The 18710-nt window shown below is 54.8% G+C and carries 18 protein-coding genes, 4 tRNA genes and 1 other RNA gene; 9 read left to right on the plus strand and 14 right to left on the minus strand.

What is annotated here, in order from left to right; translation table 11 throughout:
- Nucleotides 1–103: 103 nt before the first annotated feature.
- The 5 genes from crr to cysZ all read right to left on the minus strand — a co-directional run bounded on the left by crr (nucleotide 104) and on the right by cysZ (nucleotide 5067).
- Nucleotides 104–607, minus strand: a complete 504-nt coding sequence (gene crr, locus AQ981_RS15535; RefSeq protein ID WP_058912661.1) for a PTS glucose transporter subunit IIA — start codon at nucleotides 605–607, stop codon at nucleotides 104–106.
- A 43-nt stretch (nucleotides 608–650) separates the two neighbouring features.
- Entirely contained in the window at nucleotides 651–2378 is a 1728-nt protein-coding gene (gene ptsI / locus AQ981_RS15540; protein WP_058912662.1) for a phosphoenolpyruvate-protein phosphotransferase PtsI, read from the minus strand.
- A 52-nt stretch (nucleotides 2379–2430) separates the two neighbouring features.
- Complete coding sequence (gene ptsH / locus AQ981_RS15545) at nucleotides 2431–2688, minus strand: phosphocarrier protein Hpr (RefSeq protein WP_058912663.1); 258 nt, start codon at nucleotides 2686–2688, stop codon at nucleotides 2431–2433.
- A gap of 369 nt (nucleotides 2689–3057) precedes the next feature.
- The gene (cysK, locus tag AQ981_RS15550) at nucleotides 3058–4029 is read right to left on the minus strand and encodes a cysteine synthase A (RefSeq protein ID WP_058912664.1); all 972 of its coding nucleotides are present in this window, start codon (nucleotides 4027–4029) and stop codon (nucleotides 3058–3060) included.
- Between the two features lie 279 nt (nucleotides 4030–4308).
- Nucleotides 4309–5067, minus strand: coding sequence for a sulfate transporter CysZ (gene cysZ, locus AQ981_RS15555; protein ID WP_058912665.1), 759 nt, complete (start codon nucleotides 5065–5067; stop codon nucleotides 4309–4311).
- A 268-nt stretch (nucleotides 5068–5335) separates the two neighbouring features.
- Here cysZ and zipA point away from each other — a divergent pair, with 268 nt between their 5' ends.
- The 3 genes from zipA to AQ981_RS15570 all read left to right on the plus strand — a co-directional run bounded on the left by zipA (nucleotide 5336) and on the right by AQ981_RS15570 (nucleotide 8818).
- Nucleotides 5336–6367 (plus strand): cell division protein ZipA, encoded by a 1032-nt coding sequence (gene zipA, locus AQ981_RS15560; RefSeq protein WP_058912666.1) that lies wholly within the window; start codon nucleotides 5336–5338, stop codon nucleotides 6365–6367.
- 215 nt (nucleotides 6368–6582) lie between these two features.
- On the plus strand, nucleotides 6583–8601 hold the full coding sequence (gene ligA / locus AQ981_RS15565) for an NAD-dependent DNA ligase LigA (protein ID WP_058912667.1): 2019 nt from the start codon (nucleotides 6583–6585) through the stop codon (nucleotides 8599–8601).
- A gap of 1 nt (nucleotide 8602) precedes the next feature.
- Nucleotides 8603–8818, plus strand: coding sequence for a DUF3820 family protein (locus AQ981_RS15570; RefSeq protein ID WP_058912668.1), 216 nt, complete (start codon nucleotides 8603–8605; stop codon nucleotides 8816–8818).
- On the opposite strand, the gene AQ981_RS15575 is transcribed toward AQ981_RS15570, so the two are convergent.
- Entirely contained in the window at nucleotides 8815–9822 is a 1008-nt protein-coding gene (locus tag AQ981_RS15575; protein ID WP_058912669.1) for a bile acid:sodium symporter family protein, read from the minus strand. The two genes, AQ981_RS15570 and AQ981_RS15575, sit on opposite strands and share 4 nt — an antisense overlap.
- Nucleotides 9823–9913: 91 nt before the next feature.
- Between AQ981_RS15575 and AQ981_RS15580 the strand changes: the two genes are divergently transcribed.
- Entirely contained in the window at nucleotides 9914–10852 is a 939-nt protein-coding gene (locus AQ981_RS15580; protein WP_058912670.1) for a LysR family transcriptional regulator, read from the plus strand.
- Between the two features lie 35 nt (nucleotides 10853–10887).
- Here AQ981_RS15580 and AQ981_RS15585 read toward each other — a convergent pair whose 3' ends face one another.
- On the minus strand, nucleotides 10888–11652 hold the full coding sequence (locus AQ981_RS15585) for a nucleoside-specific channel-forming Tsx family protein (RefSeq protein WP_058912671.1): 765 nt from the start codon (nucleotides 11650–11652) through the stop codon (nucleotides 10888–10890).
- A 358-nt stretch (nucleotides 11653–12010) separates the two neighbouring features.
- Here AQ981_RS15585 and xapA point away from each other — a divergent pair, with 358 nt between their 5' ends.
- From xapA to AQ981_RS15605, 4 genes are all read left to right on the plus strand, one after another.
- Entirely contained in the window at nucleotides 12011–12844 is an 834-nt protein-coding gene (xapA, locus tag AQ981_RS15590) for a xanthosine phosphorylase (RefSeq protein WP_058912672.1), read from the plus strand.
- A 60-nt stretch (nucleotides 12845–12904) separates the two neighbouring features.
- A complete protein-coding gene (locus AQ981_RS15595; protein ID WP_058912673.1) occupies nucleotides 12905–14155 on the plus strand; it encodes a nucleoside permease in 1251 nt (416 codons plus the stop codon).
- Between the two features lie 34 nt (nucleotides 14156–14189).
- Nucleotides 14190–14348, plus strand: coding sequence for a XapX domain-containing protein (locus AQ981_RS15600; protein ID WP_058912674.1), 159 nt, complete (start codon nucleotides 14190–14192; stop codon nucleotides 14346–14348).
- A gap of 119 nt (nucleotides 14349–14467) precedes the next feature.
- Nucleotides 14468–15373 (plus strand): LysR family transcriptional regulator, encoded by a 906-nt coding sequence (locus tag AQ981_RS15605; protein WP_058912675.1) that lies wholly within the window; start codon nucleotides 14468–14470, stop codon nucleotides 15371–15373.
- A 53-nt stretch (nucleotides 15374–15426) separates the two neighbouring features.
- Here the strand turns inward: AQ981_RS15605 and AQ981_RS26170 are convergent.
- The 5 genes from AQ981_RS26170 to AQ981_RS15625 all read right to left on the minus strand — a co-directional run bounded on the left by AQ981_RS26170 (nucleotide 15427) and on the right by AQ981_RS15625 (nucleotide 15988).
- A non-coding RNA gene (locus tag AQ981_RS26170) (RtT sRNA) lies at nucleotides 15427–15552 on the minus strand.
- 31 nt (nucleotides 15553–15583) lie between these two features.
- Nucleotides 15584–15659: transfer RNA gene (locus AQ981_RS15610), tRNA-Lys, on the minus strand.
- Nucleotides 15660–15663: 4 nt separating this feature from the next.
- A tRNA-Val gene (locus AQ981_RS15615) sits at nucleotides 15664–15739 on the minus strand.
- A 50-nt stretch (nucleotides 15740–15789) separates the two neighbouring features.
- A tRNA-Val gene (locus tag AQ981_RS15620) sits at nucleotides 15790–15865 on the minus strand.
- Between the two features lie 47 nt (nucleotides 15866–15912).
- Nucleotides 15913–15988: transfer RNA gene (locus AQ981_RS15625), tRNA-Val, on the minus strand.
- Nucleotides 15989–16360: 372 nt separating this feature from the next.
- On the opposite strand from AQ981_RS15625, the gene gltX reads away from it, so the two are divergent.
- Nucleotides 16361–17776 (plus strand): glutamate--tRNA ligase, encoded by a 1416-nt coding sequence (gene gltX, locus AQ981_RS15630; RefSeq protein WP_058912676.1) that lies wholly within the window; start codon nucleotides 16361–16363, stop codon nucleotides 17774–17776.
- 108 nt (nucleotides 17777–17884) lie between these two features.
- Here gltX and AQ981_RS15635 read toward each other — a convergent pair whose 3' ends face one another.
- Both AQ981_RS15635 and AQ981_RS15640 read right to left on the minus strand, forming a co-directional pair.
- Nucleotides 17885–18262 (minus strand): YfeC-like transcriptional regulator, encoded by a 378-nt coding sequence (locus AQ981_RS15635; RefSeq protein ID WP_058912677.1) that lies wholly within the window; start codon nucleotides 18260–18262, stop codon nucleotides 17885–17887.
- Between the two features lie 19 nt (nucleotides 18263–18281).
- Entirely contained in the window at nucleotides 18282–18635 is a 354-nt protein-coding gene (locus tag AQ981_RS15640) for a YfeC-like transcriptional regulator (protein ID WP_071608913.1), read from the minus strand.
- Between the last annotated feature and the right edge of the window lie 75 nt (nucleotides 18636–18710).

The raw sequence follows: 18710 nt of genomic DNA on the forward strand, positions 1-18710 counted from the left end.
ACGGAAAGTTTCCGCGCCATAGCAAAATAGCGCATTGCCGTTCGGATATGGTCTGGAAATGAAAACGGCGCCATCAGGCGCCGCTTTAAAGTTGGGGCAGCAATTACTTCTTAATGCGAATTACCGGCGTTTCGCCCACGGTCACGCTACCAGACAGCTTGATCAGCTCTTTGATCTCGTCCATGTTGGAAATCACCACCGGCGTCAGCGTCGATTTGGCTTTTTCTTCCAGCAGCGGCAGATCAAACTCAATGACCACATCGCCTTTCTTCACGCGCTGGCCTTCTTCGGCGATACGTTTGAAACCTTCGCCTTTCAGCTCGACAGTATCGATACCGAAGTGGACGAACAGCTCAATGCCGCTATCGGATTCGATAGAGAAGGCATGGTTGGTTTCAAAGATTTTGCCGATAGTGCCATCAACCGGCGCTACCATTTTGTTACCGGTTGGTTTGATAGCGATACCATCGCCGACAATCTTCTCAGCAAACACCACGTCAGGTACGTCTTCGATGTTGACGATTTCGCCAGACAGTGGAGCTACAATTTCAATGGTGCCGGCGTCGCTGTTACCTTTGTCGCCGAACAGTTTACTAAATAACCCCATTAACCTTCTCTCCTAAGCAGTAATTTTGGCCGCATCTCGTGGATTAGCAGATTGTTTTTTCTTCAATGAACTTGTTAACCAGCGTCATTAACTCGTCCGTTGTCGGTTGAGCAAGAGCCTGCTCTGCTAACACCTTCGCATCTTCGAAGTTGGTATTACGAATAATCTTCTTGATGCGCGGGATAGAAATGGCACTCATACTGAATTCATCCAGACCCATCCCCAGCAACAGTAGTGTAGCACGTTCGTCACCAGCAAGCTCACCGCACATACCGGTCCACTTACCTTCTGCATGAGACGCGTCAATCACTTGCTTGATCAGGTTCAGGACAGACGGAGACATCGGCTGGTAAAGGTGAGAGATCATATCATTCCCACGGTCAACAGCCAGAGTATACTGCGTCAGGTCGTTAGTACCAATACTAAAGAAATCCACCTCTTTGGCGAGGTGACGGGCGATAGTGGCTGCCGCAGGAGTTTCCACCATGACGCCGATCTCAATGGATTCGTCGAAGGCTTTGCCTTCATCGCGCAGTTCCTGCTTGAAGATGTCGATCTCTTTCTTCAGCGTACGCACCTCTTCAACAGAGATGATCATCGGGAACATAATGCGCAGTTTTCCGAAAGCGGAAGCGCGCAGGATGGCGCGCAGCTGATCGCGCAGGATCTCTTTACGATCCAACGCAATACGGATGGCGCGCCAGCCGAGGAACGGGTTCTCTTCTTTCGGGAAGTTCATGTACGGCAACTCTTTGTCGCCGCCGATATCCATGGTGCGAACGATAACTGCCTGAGAGCCGCAGGCTTCCGCCACCGCTTTGTAAGCGTGGAACTGCTCTTCTTCCGTCGGAAGAGCGTCACGGTCCATGAACAGGAATTCGGTGCGGTACAGGCCCACGCCTTCCGCGCCGTTGCGCTCAGCGCCGGCGACGTCGCGCACGGTACCGATGTTGGCGCAAACTTCCACCTGGTGACCATCAAGGGTGATCGCCGGCAGGTCTTTCAGTTTAGCCAGTTCGACTTTCTCTTCGGCAACCTGCGCCTGTACTTTGCGCAGCGCTTCGATCTGATCGTTGCTCGGGTTGACGTAAACCTGGTTGTTTACCGCGTCGAGAATCAGATAGTCGTCGTTTTTCACCTGGGTGGTGACGCTTCCGGTACCGACAATCGCCGGCAGTTCCAGAGAGCGCGCCATAATTGAGGTATGGGAAGTACGACCGCCCAGATCGGTAATAAAGCCGAGGACCTTTTTCAGGTTCAACTGTGCGGTTTCGGACGGCGTCAGGTCAACTGCGACCAGAATCACTTCGTCCTGAATAGCGCTCAGGTCGATAATCGCCAGGCCGAGGATGTTACGCAGCAGACGTTTACCGATATCGCGCACGTCGGCGGCGCGCTCTTTCAGGTATTCGTCATCTAACTCTTCCAGGGCAGTGGCCTGACCTTCGATAACTTCGTGCGCCGCCGCATCGGCAGTGACGAGTTTATCTTTAATCAGGGCTATGATTTCCTGCTCAAGCTCCTCATCTTCCAGCAACATGATGTGGCCTTCGAAGATGGCTTCTTTCTCTTCACCAAAGGTTTCACCAGCTTTGGTCTTAATCGCTTCCAGCTGCTCAGAGGCTTTTGCCCGGCCGCTCATGAAACGCTCAATTTCCTGGTCAACCTTGTCAGCAGAAATTTTCTTCCGGTCGATGACAATTTCATCTTCTTTCAGCAAAAGTGCTTTGCCGAAAGCAATACCCGGGGATGCTAAAATGCCTGAAATCATAACCCTACCTTACTTGTGACTGATTTTTTTAATAAAAACCTGTAGCCGCAGCTTACTCGAGTTCAGCCATCAGTTTTACCAGATGCTCAACAGCCTGCTGCTCATCTTCGCCTTCGGCGGAGAGGGTTACTACGGTGCCCTGGGTCAGACCCAGAGTTTGCAGTTTAAACAGGCTTTTCGCGCTGGCGCTTTTGCCGTTGGAAGTCACAGTGATCTCAGAAGTGAAGCCTTTGGCTTCTTTAACAAACTGAGCGGCAGGGCGGGTATGCAGACCGTTCGGAGCGGTAATGGTAACTTCTTGCTGGAACATTGTATTTCCCCAACTTATAGGTTTAGTGTTGTGGAACTAAAGTCTAGCCTGGCGGCCACACTTTAGCCTGTAATGTTAGCGCTGTAGTCAAAGCGACATAGCGCAGAAAGCGGTAGACGATAAAGATACGATAGCGCGTTTCGCACGTCGTTATCTATTATGCCGCGAAAAAACCTCGGTAACCAAATCGTTAAATCGATTCAGCAGGGGTGAGGCTTTCACCGATTAATTTCGCGCATCGAAATAATTTGTCTGGTTAAATACCAGACCCTGAGAAGTGAAGCAATGCCGGGGTGGGTGAAAGTTTGATGTGTACCACAAAAAAGCACCCTGGTGGGTGCTTTTTTCAGCAATATCGCCAGTCTGGCATCACTGTTGCAGCTCTTTCTCTGTAAACAGATCGGCAAACAGCGCGGTGCTGAGGTAACGTTCACCCGAGGAAGGAAGGATAACCACAATATTCTTATTGGTAAAGGTTTCGTCTTCCTGAAGTTTCAGCGCGGCGGCTACTGCCGCTCCGGAGGAGATACCTGCCAGAATACCTTCTTCTTCCATCAGACGACGCGCGGTGGCGATCGCCTCTTCGTTGGTGATAGTAACGACTTTATCTACCAGCTTCAAATCGAGGTTGCCCGGAATAAATCCGGCGCCAATGCCCTGAATTTTATGCGGGCCTGGCTTGATCTCTTCTCCGGCCAGCGCCTGGGTGATCACCGGCGAATCGCTGGGCTCAACGGCTACGCTGATCAGATCTTTTTTACCTTTGGTGTTCTTGATGTAGCGGCTGACCCCGGTCAATGTCCCACCGGTACCGACGCCGGCGATAAAGACATCTACCTGGCCGTCGGTATCTTCCCAAATCTCCGGACCGGTGGTTTTCTCATGAATTTCCGGGTTGGCAGGGTTGGAGAACTGCTGCAGCAGGATATATTTGGCCGGATCGCTGGCGACGATCTCTTCCGCTTTCTGGATCGCGCCCTTCATGCCTTTTGCCCCTTCGGTCAGCACCAGGTTAGCGCCCAGCGCTTTGAGCAGTTTACGGCGTTCAATACTCATGGTTTCCGGCATGGTGAGCGTCAGCTTATAGCCGCGAGCCGCCGCGACGTAGGCCAGGGCAATGCCGGTGTTACCGCTGGTCGGTTCAACCAGTTCCACGCCAGGTTTGAGAATGCCTCGTTTCTCGGCATCCCAGATCATGTTGGCGCCAATACGGCATTTTACGCTGAAACTGGGGTTGCGGGATTCAACCTTGGCCAGAATGCGTCCGTTGCCGATGCGGTTCAGGCGAACCAGCGGGGTATGGCCGATGGTTAACGAGTTATCTTCATAAATCTTGCTCATGGCGTGTCCTTAACAGTATGAATTTTGGGAACCACTTCAGCATACCCGCTCAGGAAATATGCGGAAGTAAGGATTTAGCATATCGTTATGCTGATGTGAAATAATGATGAGCGGTATGGAATAAGAGCCGGCATAAGATGGCCGCTGGATGGGGTGTCAGGCGCGTCAGGCCGCAGGGAAACAGAATCGCAGCCGGGATTACGTGCTACGCAGTAATGTAACAGCCCAAAAAACAGCGTTTTTCGGGCTTCTGCAAGACCAGCCGTGCGGCATAAAACGTTACCGCCAACTCCCGTGTTTACTACGGTAGAGATCCACCCACATCGCCGTCGCGCCGCACACGGCGACCGGCATGATCACCAGATTCAGTACCGGGATCAGGGTAAACAGACTGACCAGCGAGCCAAATTGCATATTGATGAATTTGCGCTCGCGCAGCGCCACACGCATCTCTTTAAACGGCACTTTGTGGTTGTCGAAGGGGTAGTCGCAGTACTGAATAGCCAGCATCCAGGCGCTGAACAGGAACCATAACACCGGCGCCAGCGTCTGGCCGACACCCGGGATCAGGTACAGCAGCAACAAAACCAGAGCCCGCGGCAGGTACCAGATAAATTTTTGCCATTCGCGTTTCATAATCCGCGGCACATCTTTCATTACGCCCCAGACGCCGGTATCCGGCGGGGTGGCGCCGGTGAGCCGGGCTTCCAGCTGTTCCGCCAACAGGCCGTTAAACGGCGCGGCTATCCAGTTGGCGATGGTGGAAAACAGATAACCAAAAACCAGAAAGATCGACAGGACCGCTATCGGCCAGAGCAGGTAACTCAGCCACTGTAGCCAGTTCGGAACATAAGAGAGCAGGGCGGGGATCCACTCGCCCAACTGTGTGAACAGCCACCAGAAGGCGCCGCCCATCAGGACAATGTTTACCAGCAGCGGCAGCACCACAAAACGGCGAATACCGGGCTCGCGAATTAGTTTCCAGCCTTCGGAAAAATAATACAAACCGCTGCGCGGGGTGGGGGATTGTGTGACCATGAAGTGGCGATACTCCTCTATACAGCCAGTGATACTTTTGTTGTTTCAGATAGATTCGTCTTTTGGGCCAGAAGTTCCCCGCTTATCATAACGGAGCTGTTGCGGATAACCAGCGGTGAAATGGTCGAAAAAACAGCAAAAAACACGTTTTAGCTCATCTTTACGTACTGAAAACCCAGAGCGCACTTGCACTTATGTGGATGGGCAAATACTCTTAGTGAATAAATGATTGCCGCGGTGGCAAGGTGTTAGAACAACAGAGAATATAATGATGCAGGACTTGCGTCTGATATTAATCATTGTTGGCGCGATAGCCATAATAGCCTTACTGGTGCACGGCCTGTGGACCAGCCGTAAGGAGCGTTCTTCCGTTTTTCGCGATCGTCCGCTGAAGCGGATGAAATCGCAGCGCGATGACGACGACGATGCCGACGAAGAAAGGCGTTACGACAACGACGGTGTCGGGGAAGTGCGCGTGCGTCGCATGGGCACGGCACAGGAGCCGAGGGATCCAGAGCCGCCGCGTCAGCCTCAGGCGCCGCAGCATAATTACCAGCCGCCTTACGGCGCGCCTCAGCCGCGCCAGCAGCAACCCGTACAGCCTGCCGCACCGCAGCAGCCGGAGTGGGAGCGTCAGGAAACCCCTGAACCGCCGCTAACCCAGCAGCCGGTCCGTGAGCCGCAACCTGTCGCCCACGAGCCGCAGCAGCCTCCTCGTCAGCCTGTGCCGCAGCAGCCGACTCCGCCGTTGCATCAACATCAACAGCCCGTTGCTCAGCCATCGCAGCAGCCCGTTGCGCCGCAGCCTGAGCCGCAGCCGGTTGCGCAAGCGCAGCCTGAACCGGAAGCCCAGCCGGCGCCAGTACAGGAAAAACCGACGCCGAAAGAGACGGTGATTGTCATGAACGTGGCGGCCCATGCCGGTAGCCAGTTGAATGGCGATGCTCTGCTCAGTAGCATTCAACAGGCCGGTTTTATCTTCGGCGATATGAACATCTTCCATCGTCATCTCAGCCCCGACGGCAGCGGTCCCGTGCTGTTCAGCCTGGCCAATATGGTGAAGCCGGGATCGTTCGATCCGGAAACCATGAGCGATTTTATGACCCCGGGCGTGACGATGTTTATGCAGGTGCCTTCCTATGGCGATGCGCTGCAAAACTTCAAGCTGATGCTGCAGTCCGCTCAGCATATTGCCGATGAAGTGGGTGGCGTGGTGCTCGACGATCAGCGCCGGATGATGACGCCGCAGAAGCTGCGCGAGTATCAGGATCGTATTCGCGATGTGATTGGCGCGCACTAAATTGCGTGGCAGGTCGCTCTTTTCTTAACCCCCGCCTGTCGGGGGTTAATTACTGTCAAAGCCCAAAAAAGGTGATTTTTTGGGCTTTGTGGTTAACGGGCAAAAATCAACCTGTTGATTTTCCGGGCCCGGTAGTGTTACCACAGGGCAGAGGATAGTTATCAGTCTCAACCCCCGCTCTTGACGGGGGTTTTTTATCATTGATGGTGCCTGTTATGGAATCAATCGAACAACAACTGAATCAACTGCGAACCACCCTTCGCCATCATGAATATCTCTATCATGTGCTTGATGCGCCGGAGGTTCCGGACGCCGAATACGACCGGCTGATGCGCGAACTGCGGGCGCTGGAAGACGCGCACCCGGAGCTGATCACGCCGGATTCTCCCACCCAGCGGGTTGGGGCGGCGCCGCTCAGCGAATTTACCCAGGTGCGCCATGAAATACCGATGCTGTCGCTGGATAACGTGTTTGATGAAGAGAGTTTTCTGGCGTTCAACAAACGTATCCATGACCGCCTGAAGCGTAGCGAAGAGGTGGACTTTTGCTGCGAGCTGAAACTGGACGGTCTGGCGGTATCGCTGTTGTATGAGGAGGGCGTGCTGGTGCAGGCATCGACCCGCGGCGACGGTACCACCGGCGAGAACATCACCGCCAATGTGCGGACGATTCGCGCGATCCCACTGAAACTCAACGGCGCAAATATTCCCCGGCGCCTCGAAGTGCGCGGCGAGGTTTTTCTGCCGCAGGCGGGGTTTGAAAAGATCAATGAAGAGGCGCGGCGCACTGGCGGTAAGGTATTTGCTAACCCGCGTAATGCCGCCGCCGGCTCATTGCGCCAGTTGGATCCGCGCATAACCGCAAAACGCCCGCTGACTTTTTTCTGTTATGGCGTCGGGTTGCTGGAAGACGGTACCCTGCCGGCCAGCCATATGGCGCGTTTACAGCAATTTAAGCAGTGGGGGCTACCGGTCAGCGATCGGGTGCGCATTTGCCATACGGCAGAACAGGTGCTGGATTTCTACCACAGCGTCGGGCAGGCGCGCCCGACACTCGGTTTTGATATCGACGGCGTAGTGATTAAAGTCGACTCGCTGGCGCTACAGGAGGAGCTTGGCTTTGTCGCCCGGGCGCCGCGCTGGGCGGTGGCGTTTAAGTTCCCCGCTCAGGAACAGATGACGGTGGTGCGCGACGTTGAGTTTCAGGTCGGGCGTACCGGCGCCATCACTCCGGTGGCGCGTCTTGAGCCGGTGCAGGTGGCCGGGGTTCTGGTCAGCAACGCGACGCTGCATAATGCCGATGAGATTGAACGCCTTGGCCTGCGGATTGGCGATAAAGTCGTGATTCGCCGCGCCGGGGATGTGATCCCTCAGGTGGTCGGGGTCGTGGTCTCCGAACGTCCTGAGAACGCCCGGGAAGTGCTGTTTCCGACCCATTGCCCGGTCTGCGGCTCCGATGTGGAGCGCGTGGAAGGCGAAGCGGTGGCGCGCTGTACCGGCGGGCTGATTTGCGCCGCCCAGCGTAAAGAGGCGCTGAAGCACTTTGTCTCACGCCGGGCGATGGATGTGGACGGCATGGGGGAAAAAATCATCGATCAACTGGTGGAAAAAGAGTATGTCCATACCCCGGCGGATCTGTTTAATCTGACCCCGGGTCTGTTAACCGGCCTTGACCGCATGGGGACGAAATCGGCCCAGAATCTGGCTGACGCGCTGGAGAAGTCGAAGGAAACCACCTTTGCCCGATTCCTTTACGCCCTCGGCATTCGGGAAGTCGGCGAAGCCACCGCTGCCGGGCTGGCCTCCTACTATGGCTCGCTGGAGGCGCTGATGGCGGCCTCTGTTGAGGAGCTGCAACAGGTGCCGGATGTCGGGATTGTGGTAGCGAACCATGTATCCCACTTCTTTAATGAAGAGAGCAACCGGGAAGTGATCGCTGAGCTGATCGGCAAATGCGGGATCCACTGGCCGGCGCCGGTGGTGGTCAGAGCCGAAGAGATCGATAGCCCCTTTGCCGGTAAAACCGTGGTGCTGACCGGTTCCCTGAGCCAGATGTCGCGGGATGACGCAAAAGCGCGTCTGGTGGCGCTGGGAGCGAAAGTGGCCGGCAGTGTGTCGAAAAAGACCGATCTGGTGGTGGCCGGCGAAGCGGCGGGATCCAAGCTGGCCAAAGCCCAGGAACTGGGCATTGAGGTGATTGACGAGGCGGAAATGCTGCGTCTTCTGGGTGAATGACATGGAAAAAGAGCAACTGATCGAGATAGCCAATACCGTGATGCCGTTTGGTAAATACCAGGGCCGGGCGCTGATTGACCTACCGGAGGAGTATTTGCTGTGGTTCTCGCGCAAAGGGGAATTCCCCAAAGGGCATCTTGGGGAGCTGATGGCGCTGACGTTGCTTATCAAAATTGAGGGGCTGGACCATCTGGTCCGCCCCCTGAAACGCCACTAGCCTTTGGAAGCCGGCAGCGGGGCCGTGGGGCTGCTGGCAGCCGCCTTTTCGGCCTGGGCTTTATAACGCCGGGCCAGTACTGCGCACACCATCAGCTGGATCTGGTGAAAAATCATCAGCGGCAGCACCATAATACCCACCGTCGCCGCCGGGAACAGGATATTGGCCATCGGTACGCCATTAGCGAGGCTTTTCTTCGAACCGCAGAAAACAATAGTGATTTCATCGGCTTTGCTGAACCCGCAGCGCCGCGCCACCACGATGTTCACCACAATCACTATCGCCAGCAGTACCAGGCTGACCACAACAATAAACAGTAGAGTTCCCAGCCCCACTTTATGCCAGATACCGTGAGTCACCGCCTCGCTGAAAGCGGTATAGACCACCAGCAAAATGGAGGTTTGATCGGTTTTACTGATCCACTTTTTATGGCGCGCCACCCAGTTACCGATCAGCGGACGCGAAAGATGGCCGACGACAAACGGGACCAGCAATTGCAGCATGATGTTCCCCACCTGCTGCAGATTGCCGCTGGCGCCCTGGACATGCATCAACAGACCGACCAGCAGCGGAGAGAGGAATACCCCCAGCAGACTGGAAGCGGACGCCGAGCACACCGCCGCGGCAACGTTACCGCCGGCCAGCGAAGTGAACGCGATGGCCGACTGCACGGTGGCTGGCAAAATGCATAGATACAGAAAGCCGGTGTAAATGTCCGGGCTAACGTCCACCGGCGCCCAGCGGACAAACAGTACGCCCAGTACCGGGAAGAGGATAAAGGTGCTGCACATCACCCACAGATGCAGCCGCCAGTGTCTGCTGCCTGCCACAATGGCTTCCCGGGACAATTTGGCGCCGTGCATGAAAAACAACAGCGCGATGGCCGCGGTGGTTAATCCATCAAAAAAACCTACCCAGTCGCCTCTGGCAGGCAAAAAGGTTGCCAACAGCACGGTAATCACCAGCGTTAACGTGAATGGATCGACAATGCGCAACAATTTCATCATAAAACCTCAACATTATTTGCCCTTTATTGTGCGTAAAGGTATTTCAGAAATAAAATTGATTTATTGCATACATAGATGAACAGATTAGATGAATTACACACTTCGGCAATTAAAAGTCTTTGTCGCCGTCGCCCGCACCGGGAGTTTCAGCCGGGCTGGGGAGACGATCGGTCTTAGCCAGTCGGCGGTCAGCCACAGCGTGAAAGAGCTGGAAAGTGTGGTAGGCGTTCGCTTACTGGACAGAACCACTCGCGAAGTGCTGCTGACGGATGCCGGTCAGCAACTGGCCAGCCGGCTGGAAAGACTGCTTGATGAACTGAATACCACCCTGCTGGATAGCTGCCGGGTGGGGCAGGCGCTGAGCGGCACCGTGCGGGTGGCGGCCAGCCAGACGATTTCGGCGCATCTTATTCCTCATGCTATCGCCCGCAGCGCGCTGGACTTTCCGGCGATTCGCTTTGTGCTGCATGACCGGCCGCAGCGCTGGGTGCTGGAGAGTATCCGCCACGGCGAGGTGGACTTCGGAATGGTTATCGACCCCGGTTCAGCCAGCGATTTATACACCGAGGTGGTGCTGTCGGAACCGTTTTTATTGCTGTGTCGCAGCGATCATCCTTTTGCTAAACGGGCGTCGGTGAGCTGGCAGGCGTTACAGGCGGAGCGTCTGGTACTACAGGATTACGCTTCCGGTAGCCGGCCGCTGATCGATGAAGCGTTGGCGGCGCAGGGCGTGGAACCGGTGATTGAGCAGCAGATTGGCCATCCGGCAACGTTGTTTCCGATGGTCGAAGCGGGGATCGGTATCAGTATTCTGCCGGCGCTGGCGTTACCGCTGCCGGAGGGGCGAAATCTGGTGGTGAAACGCCTTGAGCCGCCGGTGCAGCGCCAGTTGATGCTGGTGCGGCGTAAGAATCGCTCGCTGTCCGGCGCCGCGCAGGCTATTTGGGATGTGATAAGAAAGCAGGCGGAGATGTTAACCTCCGCCCGGCAGGGAGAGCCGCTGTTTCAGGCGCAGGAAAAGTCATAATCACCCGGCCCGGGAAACCGGCCTCCCGTCAGATTTCAGAACTGGTATTTTATGGAGTAAATCAGGGCGTTCTGCAGGAAGCTTTCCCCCAGTTTGTTATCGGCATAGCGGTACTGGATCCCCGCCGTCAGGTGCGGCGTGCTGTGCCACCACAGTGCCAGGGCGCCGTTAAGCCCCTCTTTGCCGCCATTTCCTTTCGCGTAGCTATCCGCCCTCGCGAACTCATACTCATTCCAGTTCGTGAGGCTGAAGGTTTCGTTCACCAGTTTGAAACGGTATCCGGCGACCCAACCGGCCACATAACCGTTATCGCCGCGATACCAGGTCTGGTCGGTGTAGCGTTTGGCGATGAACGGCTTAAACCAGTAGCCAGCGCCAGCGACGTTGTATCCGATACCGTACAGCAACATATCGTCGTGAAAATTGCGGCGATCCGGGGAGCCGTAAGTGCCATAGCCGTGCAGATAGAGATTGAAACCCGTCTCCCCAATTTTAATGCGATTGGTACTCTTCATGGTGTAGCGCTGTTCGCTACCGGGTTGAGAGTGTCGTCCCCGGTAGAAGTTTTCCCAGTCAAAAAAACCGTACATCTCGCCCCATGAAAAATTCGCGCCGCCTTCCAGTTCCAGGTAACCAAAATCATCTTTATGGGATTTGGAACCGGTGCGGTGAGTGGTATTGTCGCTCCAGTCGAGATAATGAAATCCGGCATTAATAAAACCGCTTTTAAATTCCGCGCTGGCGACTGAGGATATTGCCAGTAGCGCGAGACCCAGACTGGTGCAAAAGGGTGCTTTCATCTTTATTATTCCATTAATTATTACCCGTAGCGGATAGCGTCCGTGACATCGCTCAAGCCAGCCAGATTGCGCAGGCATAGCAAGCGCTCACCTGCGCATATGAAATATCGCCAGTCGCGTTAAGCCGGACGCCCGGAAAACAGCACCGCTATTATTAGAGGATGAATTACCTCTTCACCAATACTCTATTTTTCACAATCCATATTTTTTATATATCGGTGACAAGCGGGAAATAAATCGGCGATTGATTTAATTTCGCTATTGATGACGTGTGGAAACTGTATTGGTTATCTGCGTAAACGCTCACTATAACGGAGAGTAAATCTGTTATCTGTCATTTACTCTTCAGGAGCCTGCTATGCACGGAACATCTCTTTCTCAGAATCCCTGGTATTGTGTAGATATCATTCGCGGCGTTAAACCCGGGTTTACCCCGCGGGTGGCGTTTATTCTCGGCTCCGGTCTGGGGGTGTTGGCGGAAAAAATCACCGATGCGCAAACGCTCTCATACCGCCAGTTGCCCGGTTTTCCGGTCAGTACGGTTCATGGGCATGCCGGGGAGCTGATTCTCGGAACCCTGGCCGGCGTGCCGGTGGTTTGCATGAATGGACGCGGCCATTTCTATGAAGGGAAGGGGATGTCAGTACTGACTGACGCGATCCGTACTTTTAAGCTGCTCGGCTGCGAACTGCTGTTCTGTACCAATGCCGCCGGATCTCTGCGCCCGGAAGTAGGGCCGGGTAGCCTGGTGGCCCTGAAAGATCATATTAATACTATGCCGGGAACGCCGATGGTCGGGCCGAATGATGAGCGGTTCGGCGAGCGTTTTTTCTCGCTGGCGAATGCCTATGATGCGGATTATCGCGCCGTATTGCAGGAGGTCGCTCGCGAACAAGGTTTTCCGCTGTCTGAAGGGGTTTTTGTCTCTTACCCAGGACCCAATTTCGAAACCGCGGCGGAAATTCGCATGATGCAAATTATTGGCGGCGATGTGGTGGGGATGTCGGTGGTGCCGGAGGTGATTTCCGCCAGGCACTGCGGGTTAAAAGTGGTGGCGGTGTCGGCAATCACTAACCTGGCGGAGGGGCTGGGTGAGGTGAAATTGTCCCATGAGCAGACGCTGACGGCAGCGGCGCTGTCGCGGCAAAATTTTATTGACTTGATTTGTGGTTTTCTGGCCCGGCTGGCCTGAGTGCGCCGCCAACGGTAGCAACAAAATAAATCGCTGCGATTTTCCTTCAGGGAGGAATATATGGCAATTTCTGTGCGGCTGAAAATCATGTCGTTTCTGCAATATTTTATCTGGGGTAGCTGGCTGGTGACGCTCGGGTCTTACATGATTAAGACGCTCAATTTTAGCGGCGCCAGTGTCGGAATGGTTTACAGCACCAAAGGCATTGCGGCGATTATTATGCCTGGCCTGATCGGTATTATCGCCGACCGCTGGCTGCGTGCCGATCGCGCCTATCTGCTATGCCATCTGGTGGGGGCCGGCGCGCTGTTTTACGCCGCCCAGGTTGACAGCCCGGAACTGATGTTCTGGGTGATGCTGGTCAACGCGCTGGCATTTATGCCGACCATCGCGCTGTCAAATACCATCTCTTACTCCTGCCTGGCGCAGGCCGGGCTGGACACGGTGACCCATTTCCCGCCGATCCGCGTCTATGGCACACTGGGGTTTATTGCCGCTATGTGGTCGATAAACCTGCTGGGGCTGGAATTAAGCAATCTGCAGCTCTATATCGCCTGTGGCAGTTCGCTGTTACTGGTTGGTTATTCTTTGACGCTGCCAGCAATTCCGGTGGCCGGTAAAGGCGATAGCCAGCAGAAAAAAAGCGTCTGGCAGGCGTTTGTATTGTTTAAAAAGCCACGTATGGCGGTATTTTTTGTCTTCGCCATGCTGTTAGGGGCGGTATTACAAATCACCAATATTTTCGGTAGCCCTTTTCTGCATGATTTTGCAAAAGACCCGGCTTTCAGCGACAGCTTTGTCGTTAAATATCCTTCGATTCTTCTTTCGGTATCGCAAATGTCGGAAGTGTTCTTTATTCTGACGATTCCGTATTTTCTTAAACGTTTTGGCATTAAAACGGTCATGCTGATGAGTATGATTGCCTGGATGCTGCGCTTTGCGCTGTTTGCCTGGGGCGATCCTTCCGCTACCGGCGTGGTATTACTGTTGATGTCGATGATTGTCTACGGCTGCGCTTTTGATTTCTTTAATATCTCCGGTTCGGTATTTGTGGAGCAGGAAGTCAGTGCGGATATTCGCGCCAGCGCCCAGGGGTTATTTATGACCATGGTTAATGGCGTCGGCGCCTGGGTTGGGTCGCTATTGAGCGGGATGGCGGTGGATTACTTTTCTCTGGATGGCGTTAAAGACTGGCAGACTATCTGGCTGGTGTTTGCCGCCTATTCACTGGCGCTGGCCGTCGTTTTCTATTTTTGTTTTCGTTTTAAGCATCAGCCGGAAAAAATGGCGACGGCCCCGGCTGGACATTAAAAACTGACTGATTAAAAGGACTTGCAGGTAATAAATGAAAGAGATTCTGTTTTCTTCCGGGGTTGGATTTGGTATCGGCGCGCTGTTTACGTTGTTACGTTTGCCGATTCCGGCCCCCAATGTGCTGCCCGGGGTATTATCGATCGTATTCATGTATGTCGGCTATCTGGCGGTGCGCTATTTTATTCATTAGGAAGTGTGTCGCGGCGCAGAGAACCCGGTGATGTATTCCGGTATGGTGATTTTTAGTCATTAATCAGGCCCCCTGAATATATCAGGGGGTGAACTGGCTGGAATGGAACGTCCCCGCTTATGGAAAGTATGCCGCGCACCGATCTCAAGTTATTGCGTTATTTTCTCGCTGTGGCTGAAGAGCTGCATTTCGGCCGGGCGGCGGCGAGGCTTAATATGTCTCAGCCGCCGCTCAGCCTGCATATTAAAGAGCTTGAACAACAGCTTAATACTCAACTGTTTGTACGCCACTCCCGTAGCGTTATCCTGACCCATGCCGGGAAGGTGCTGATGGAGGAGACGCGTCAGCTCCTGGCGCGTACCCGCCAGACCCTGGCCCGGGTGGAGCAAATTGGCCGCGGCGAGTCGGGGCGGATCGAACTGGGGATTGTCGGCACAGCGCTGTGGGGAAGGGCCAGACCGGTGATTCGGCGCTTTATGGAGCAGCATCCCGGGGTGGAAATCCGTTTTCGCGAGAAATCTCCCGGCCTGCAACAGGCATTGCTGGAACGCCATGAACTGGACGCCGGGATCTGGCGTATGGCCCACGATCTGGCGCCGGGGCTGGTAAGTGTCCGCCTGCATGAGGCGGCCTTCTGGGTCGCTTTGCCTGCCGATCATTTACTTGCCGGGCGGCAGGTGATTTCCCTGGGAGAGCTGCGTCATGAATCGTTTGTGACGCTACCGGCGGTGCATTCGGACTGGTCATTTCTGCAGAAAGCCTGCGCGCAGGAAGGTTTCTGGCCGGAGATTGTCCGCGAGGTGGTGGAGCCCCAGACGGTGCTGGCGCTGATCAGCATGGGGATGGGGGTTACGCTGATGGCGGATAGTTATCAGCAGATGAACTGGCCGGGCGTGGTTTTTCGGCCGCTCGCCACGCGTATCGCGGCGGATTTGTACATTGTATATGATGAACAGCGGGTTACGCCGGTGACAATGCGGCTGATTACGGCGCTGACAGAGCGGGAAGAGGGGGAGCAGGAATAGGCGTTGAATTCAGCGCATAGCAAAAAGGCGCCTTGCAGGTCTCCTTTCTACCCTGGTGGGTCGTGCAGGATGACTTGCTTACGCTCGCCCTTCGGGCCGTCGCCGCAAGCGGCTCCGTTGTCTCACTTTGTTCGACTCGAACCTGCTGCAGATTCGAATCTTTAAGTATTGTAAATAGCAAAAAGGCGCCTTTAGGGCGCCTTTTTACATTGGTGGGTCGTGCAGGATTCGAACCTGCGACCAATTGATTAAAAGTCAACTGCTCTACCGACTGAGCTAACGACCCGAAGTGGTGGGTGATGACGGGATCGAACCGCCGACCCCCTCCTTGTAAGGGAGGTGCTCTCCCGGCTGAGCTAATCACCCACTTCGGTACTGCTATATATTGCCTGCCAGAAGTCCAACCGGTGAGAAATTGGTGGGTGATGACGGGATCGAACCGCCGACCCCCTCCTTGTAAGGGAGGTGCTCTCCCGGCTGAGCTAATCACCCACTTCTCAAACTTCTGGTCTACACGGCGGAAACTACATTCAGTAGTCTGGTGGGTGATGACGGGATCGAACCGCCGACCCCCTCCTTGTAAGGGAGGTGCTCTCCCGGCTGAGCTAATCACCCCCGCTGTGTGGAGTCGCATTATAGGGAGACTTGAAAATGAGTCAACGCATTTTCCAAAGTTTTTGTTTGTTCGTCGTAAAATTAGGCAAAACGATCGTAAACCCCTTATGACTGTTTGATTTGCCATCAGAATGGGGATTCTGGTGGTGTGATACTGGTATCAACAATTGAGGAATTGCCCCACAGTGGTAGAATGTTGGCCACTTTTATACTCGTCAGACTTCACGGGGCTGGCGCGATGGCGTTACCGGTTCCGGCTGGTGGTCGCGCTGCCTGAGCTTCCGGGTTTTGTGGCCCCGCAGTTCGTCGGAGTTAGCGTATATTCCCAGGCATTTGCCGGTTTCCGGCACCTTTATGTAATAAGGCCGTTTAATGAAAATCAAAACCCGCTTTGCACCGAGCCCGACAGGGTATCTGCACGTTGGTGGCGCGCGTACCGCGCTCTATTCCTGGCTGTTTGCCCGTAATCATGGCGGTGAGTTTGTGCTGCGTATTGAGGACACCGATCTCGAGCGCTCCACCCAGCAGGCGATTGACGCGATCATGGATGGCATGAACTGGCTGAGCCTGAACTGGGATGAGGGTCCTTACTTCCAGACCAAACGCTTCGATCGTTATAACGCGGTCATTGATCAGATGCTGGAGGCGGGTAGCGCGTATAAATGTTACTGCTCGAAAGAGCGCCTGGAGCAACTGCGCGAAGAGCAGATGGCGAACGGGGAAAAACCGCGCTATGACGGGCGCTGCCGCCACGATCATAGCCATCACGCCGCCGATGAACCCTGCGTCGTGCGTTTCGCCAATCCGCAGGAAGGATCGGTGGTGTTTGACGATCAGATTCGCGGGCCGATCGAATTCAGCAACCAGGAACTGGATGACTTAATTATTCGTCGTACCGATGGTTCACCGACCTACAATTTCTGCGTGGTGGTGGACGACTGGGATATGGAAATCACACATGTGATCCGCGGCGAAGACCATATCAACAACACGCCGCGCCAGATCAATATCCTTAAAGCGCTGAATGCGCCGGTACCGGTGTATGCCCATGTTTCGATGATCAACGGCGACGACGGTAAAAAGCTGTCCAAGCGCCATGGCGCGGTGAGCGTAATGCAGTACCGTGACGATGGTTATCTGCCGGAAGCGCTGCTTAACTACCTGGTGCGACTGGGCTGGTCCCACGGCGATCAGGAGATCTTTTCGATTGATGAGATGAAGCAGTACTTTTCTCTGAATGCGGTCAGTAAATCCGCCAGCGCGTTCAACACTGACAAATTACTGTGGCTGAATCATCACTATATTAACGCCCTGGCGCCAGAATATGTGGCTACCCACCTGCAATGGCATATTGAGCAGGAAGGTATCGACACCCGCAATGGCCCGCAACTGGCGGAACTGGTGAAACTGCTCGGCGAACGTTGCAAAACGCTCAAAGAGATGGCCCAGACCTGCCGCTATTTCTATGAAGACTTCAGTGAGTTTGACGCCGACGCGGCGAAGAAACATCTGCGTCCGGTAGCCCGTCAGCCGCTGGAAGTGGTGCGCGACAAGCTCAATGCCATTGGCGACTGGACGGCGGAGAATGTCCATCAGGCGATTCAGGCGACGGCGGACGAGCTGGAAGTGGGTATGGGCAAGGTAGGGATGCCATTGCGCGTGGCGGTAACCGGCGCCGGGCAGTCTCCGGGGCTGGATGTTACGGTGCACGCTATTGGCAAGAGCCGGAGCATTGCGCGCATTAACCAGGCGCTGGCGTTTATTGCCGATCGCGAAGCTCAACAGTAACCGTAGTGAATGATACCGATGGCCGCCGGTTGAGTTTGCCGCGCGCGCCAGCGGTAATGCGCGCGGCTGAGCCGCCATCTTACAGGCCACCTGAAGCGGGTGGCTTTTTTATGCCTGAATGTCCAGACGGCTGAGCAGGCCGTGGGCTCCTTCACGCAACAAAAACTCCAGCAGCTTTTTTCTCTGCTGTTCGGTGAGAATGTTGAGAATATCCATAAACTGCTGCTCAAGGCGGTCATATTCATTGAGGTAATTTACAGTGGGTTCCGCCGCCGCATTCTGAATGGTTCGCTTCGCTGGCCGGGTGTTAAGAAAGAAATCTCGTACCGGCTCATCAATATGGATAATCAGCGCCCGTCCTCCTTTTACTCCAGACAGGGGCGATGTCTTCCAGGCATATTTTCGCGCCCACTTATTTATCGTCTGCGGCGTATAACCGGTGGCTCTGGCGAGTTCCGCGGGGGTCATTTTCGATTTTAATCGCATTGTGATGATTCTCAGGGCGTTATTTTCTGATTCCCAGACGGGTCAGTAAGCCGGATATTCCTTCACGCAGCAGCAGTGAGGTTAGCTGCTTCTGCTCCATGGGCGTCATCTCTTTGAGCGAGGTCACCAGCAGGTTCTCCAGCGGCGTCTCGCTGGTAAACCAGGTGGCGCCGCCGGGTTCCGCCATTCGCTGGGCGCTGAGAATAAAGTGCCGCACCCGTTCGTCGACGTGGATCAGTCGCGCTTTACCGCCCTGAACGCCAGGGCGAGGGGAGGTTATCCACTGTTCTTTACGCACCCATTTGTTGATGGTCTGGCGACTAAAACCCGTCATAGCGGCCAGCTCATCCGGCGTCATTCTTTCCTTGAACACAGCAAATCCCTTGTTAACAGCTTCTGATAGTGGTTGTTGTAGCTTTAACATCTTACTTTAACTCATGGCGGGTTT

The sequence above is a fragment of the Entomohabitans teleogrylli genome (genome assembly GCF_001484765.1).
GTDB classification, from domain to species: Bacteria; Pseudomonadota; Gammaproteobacteria; order Enterobacterales; family Enterobacteriaceae; genus Entomohabitans; species Entomohabitans teleogrylli.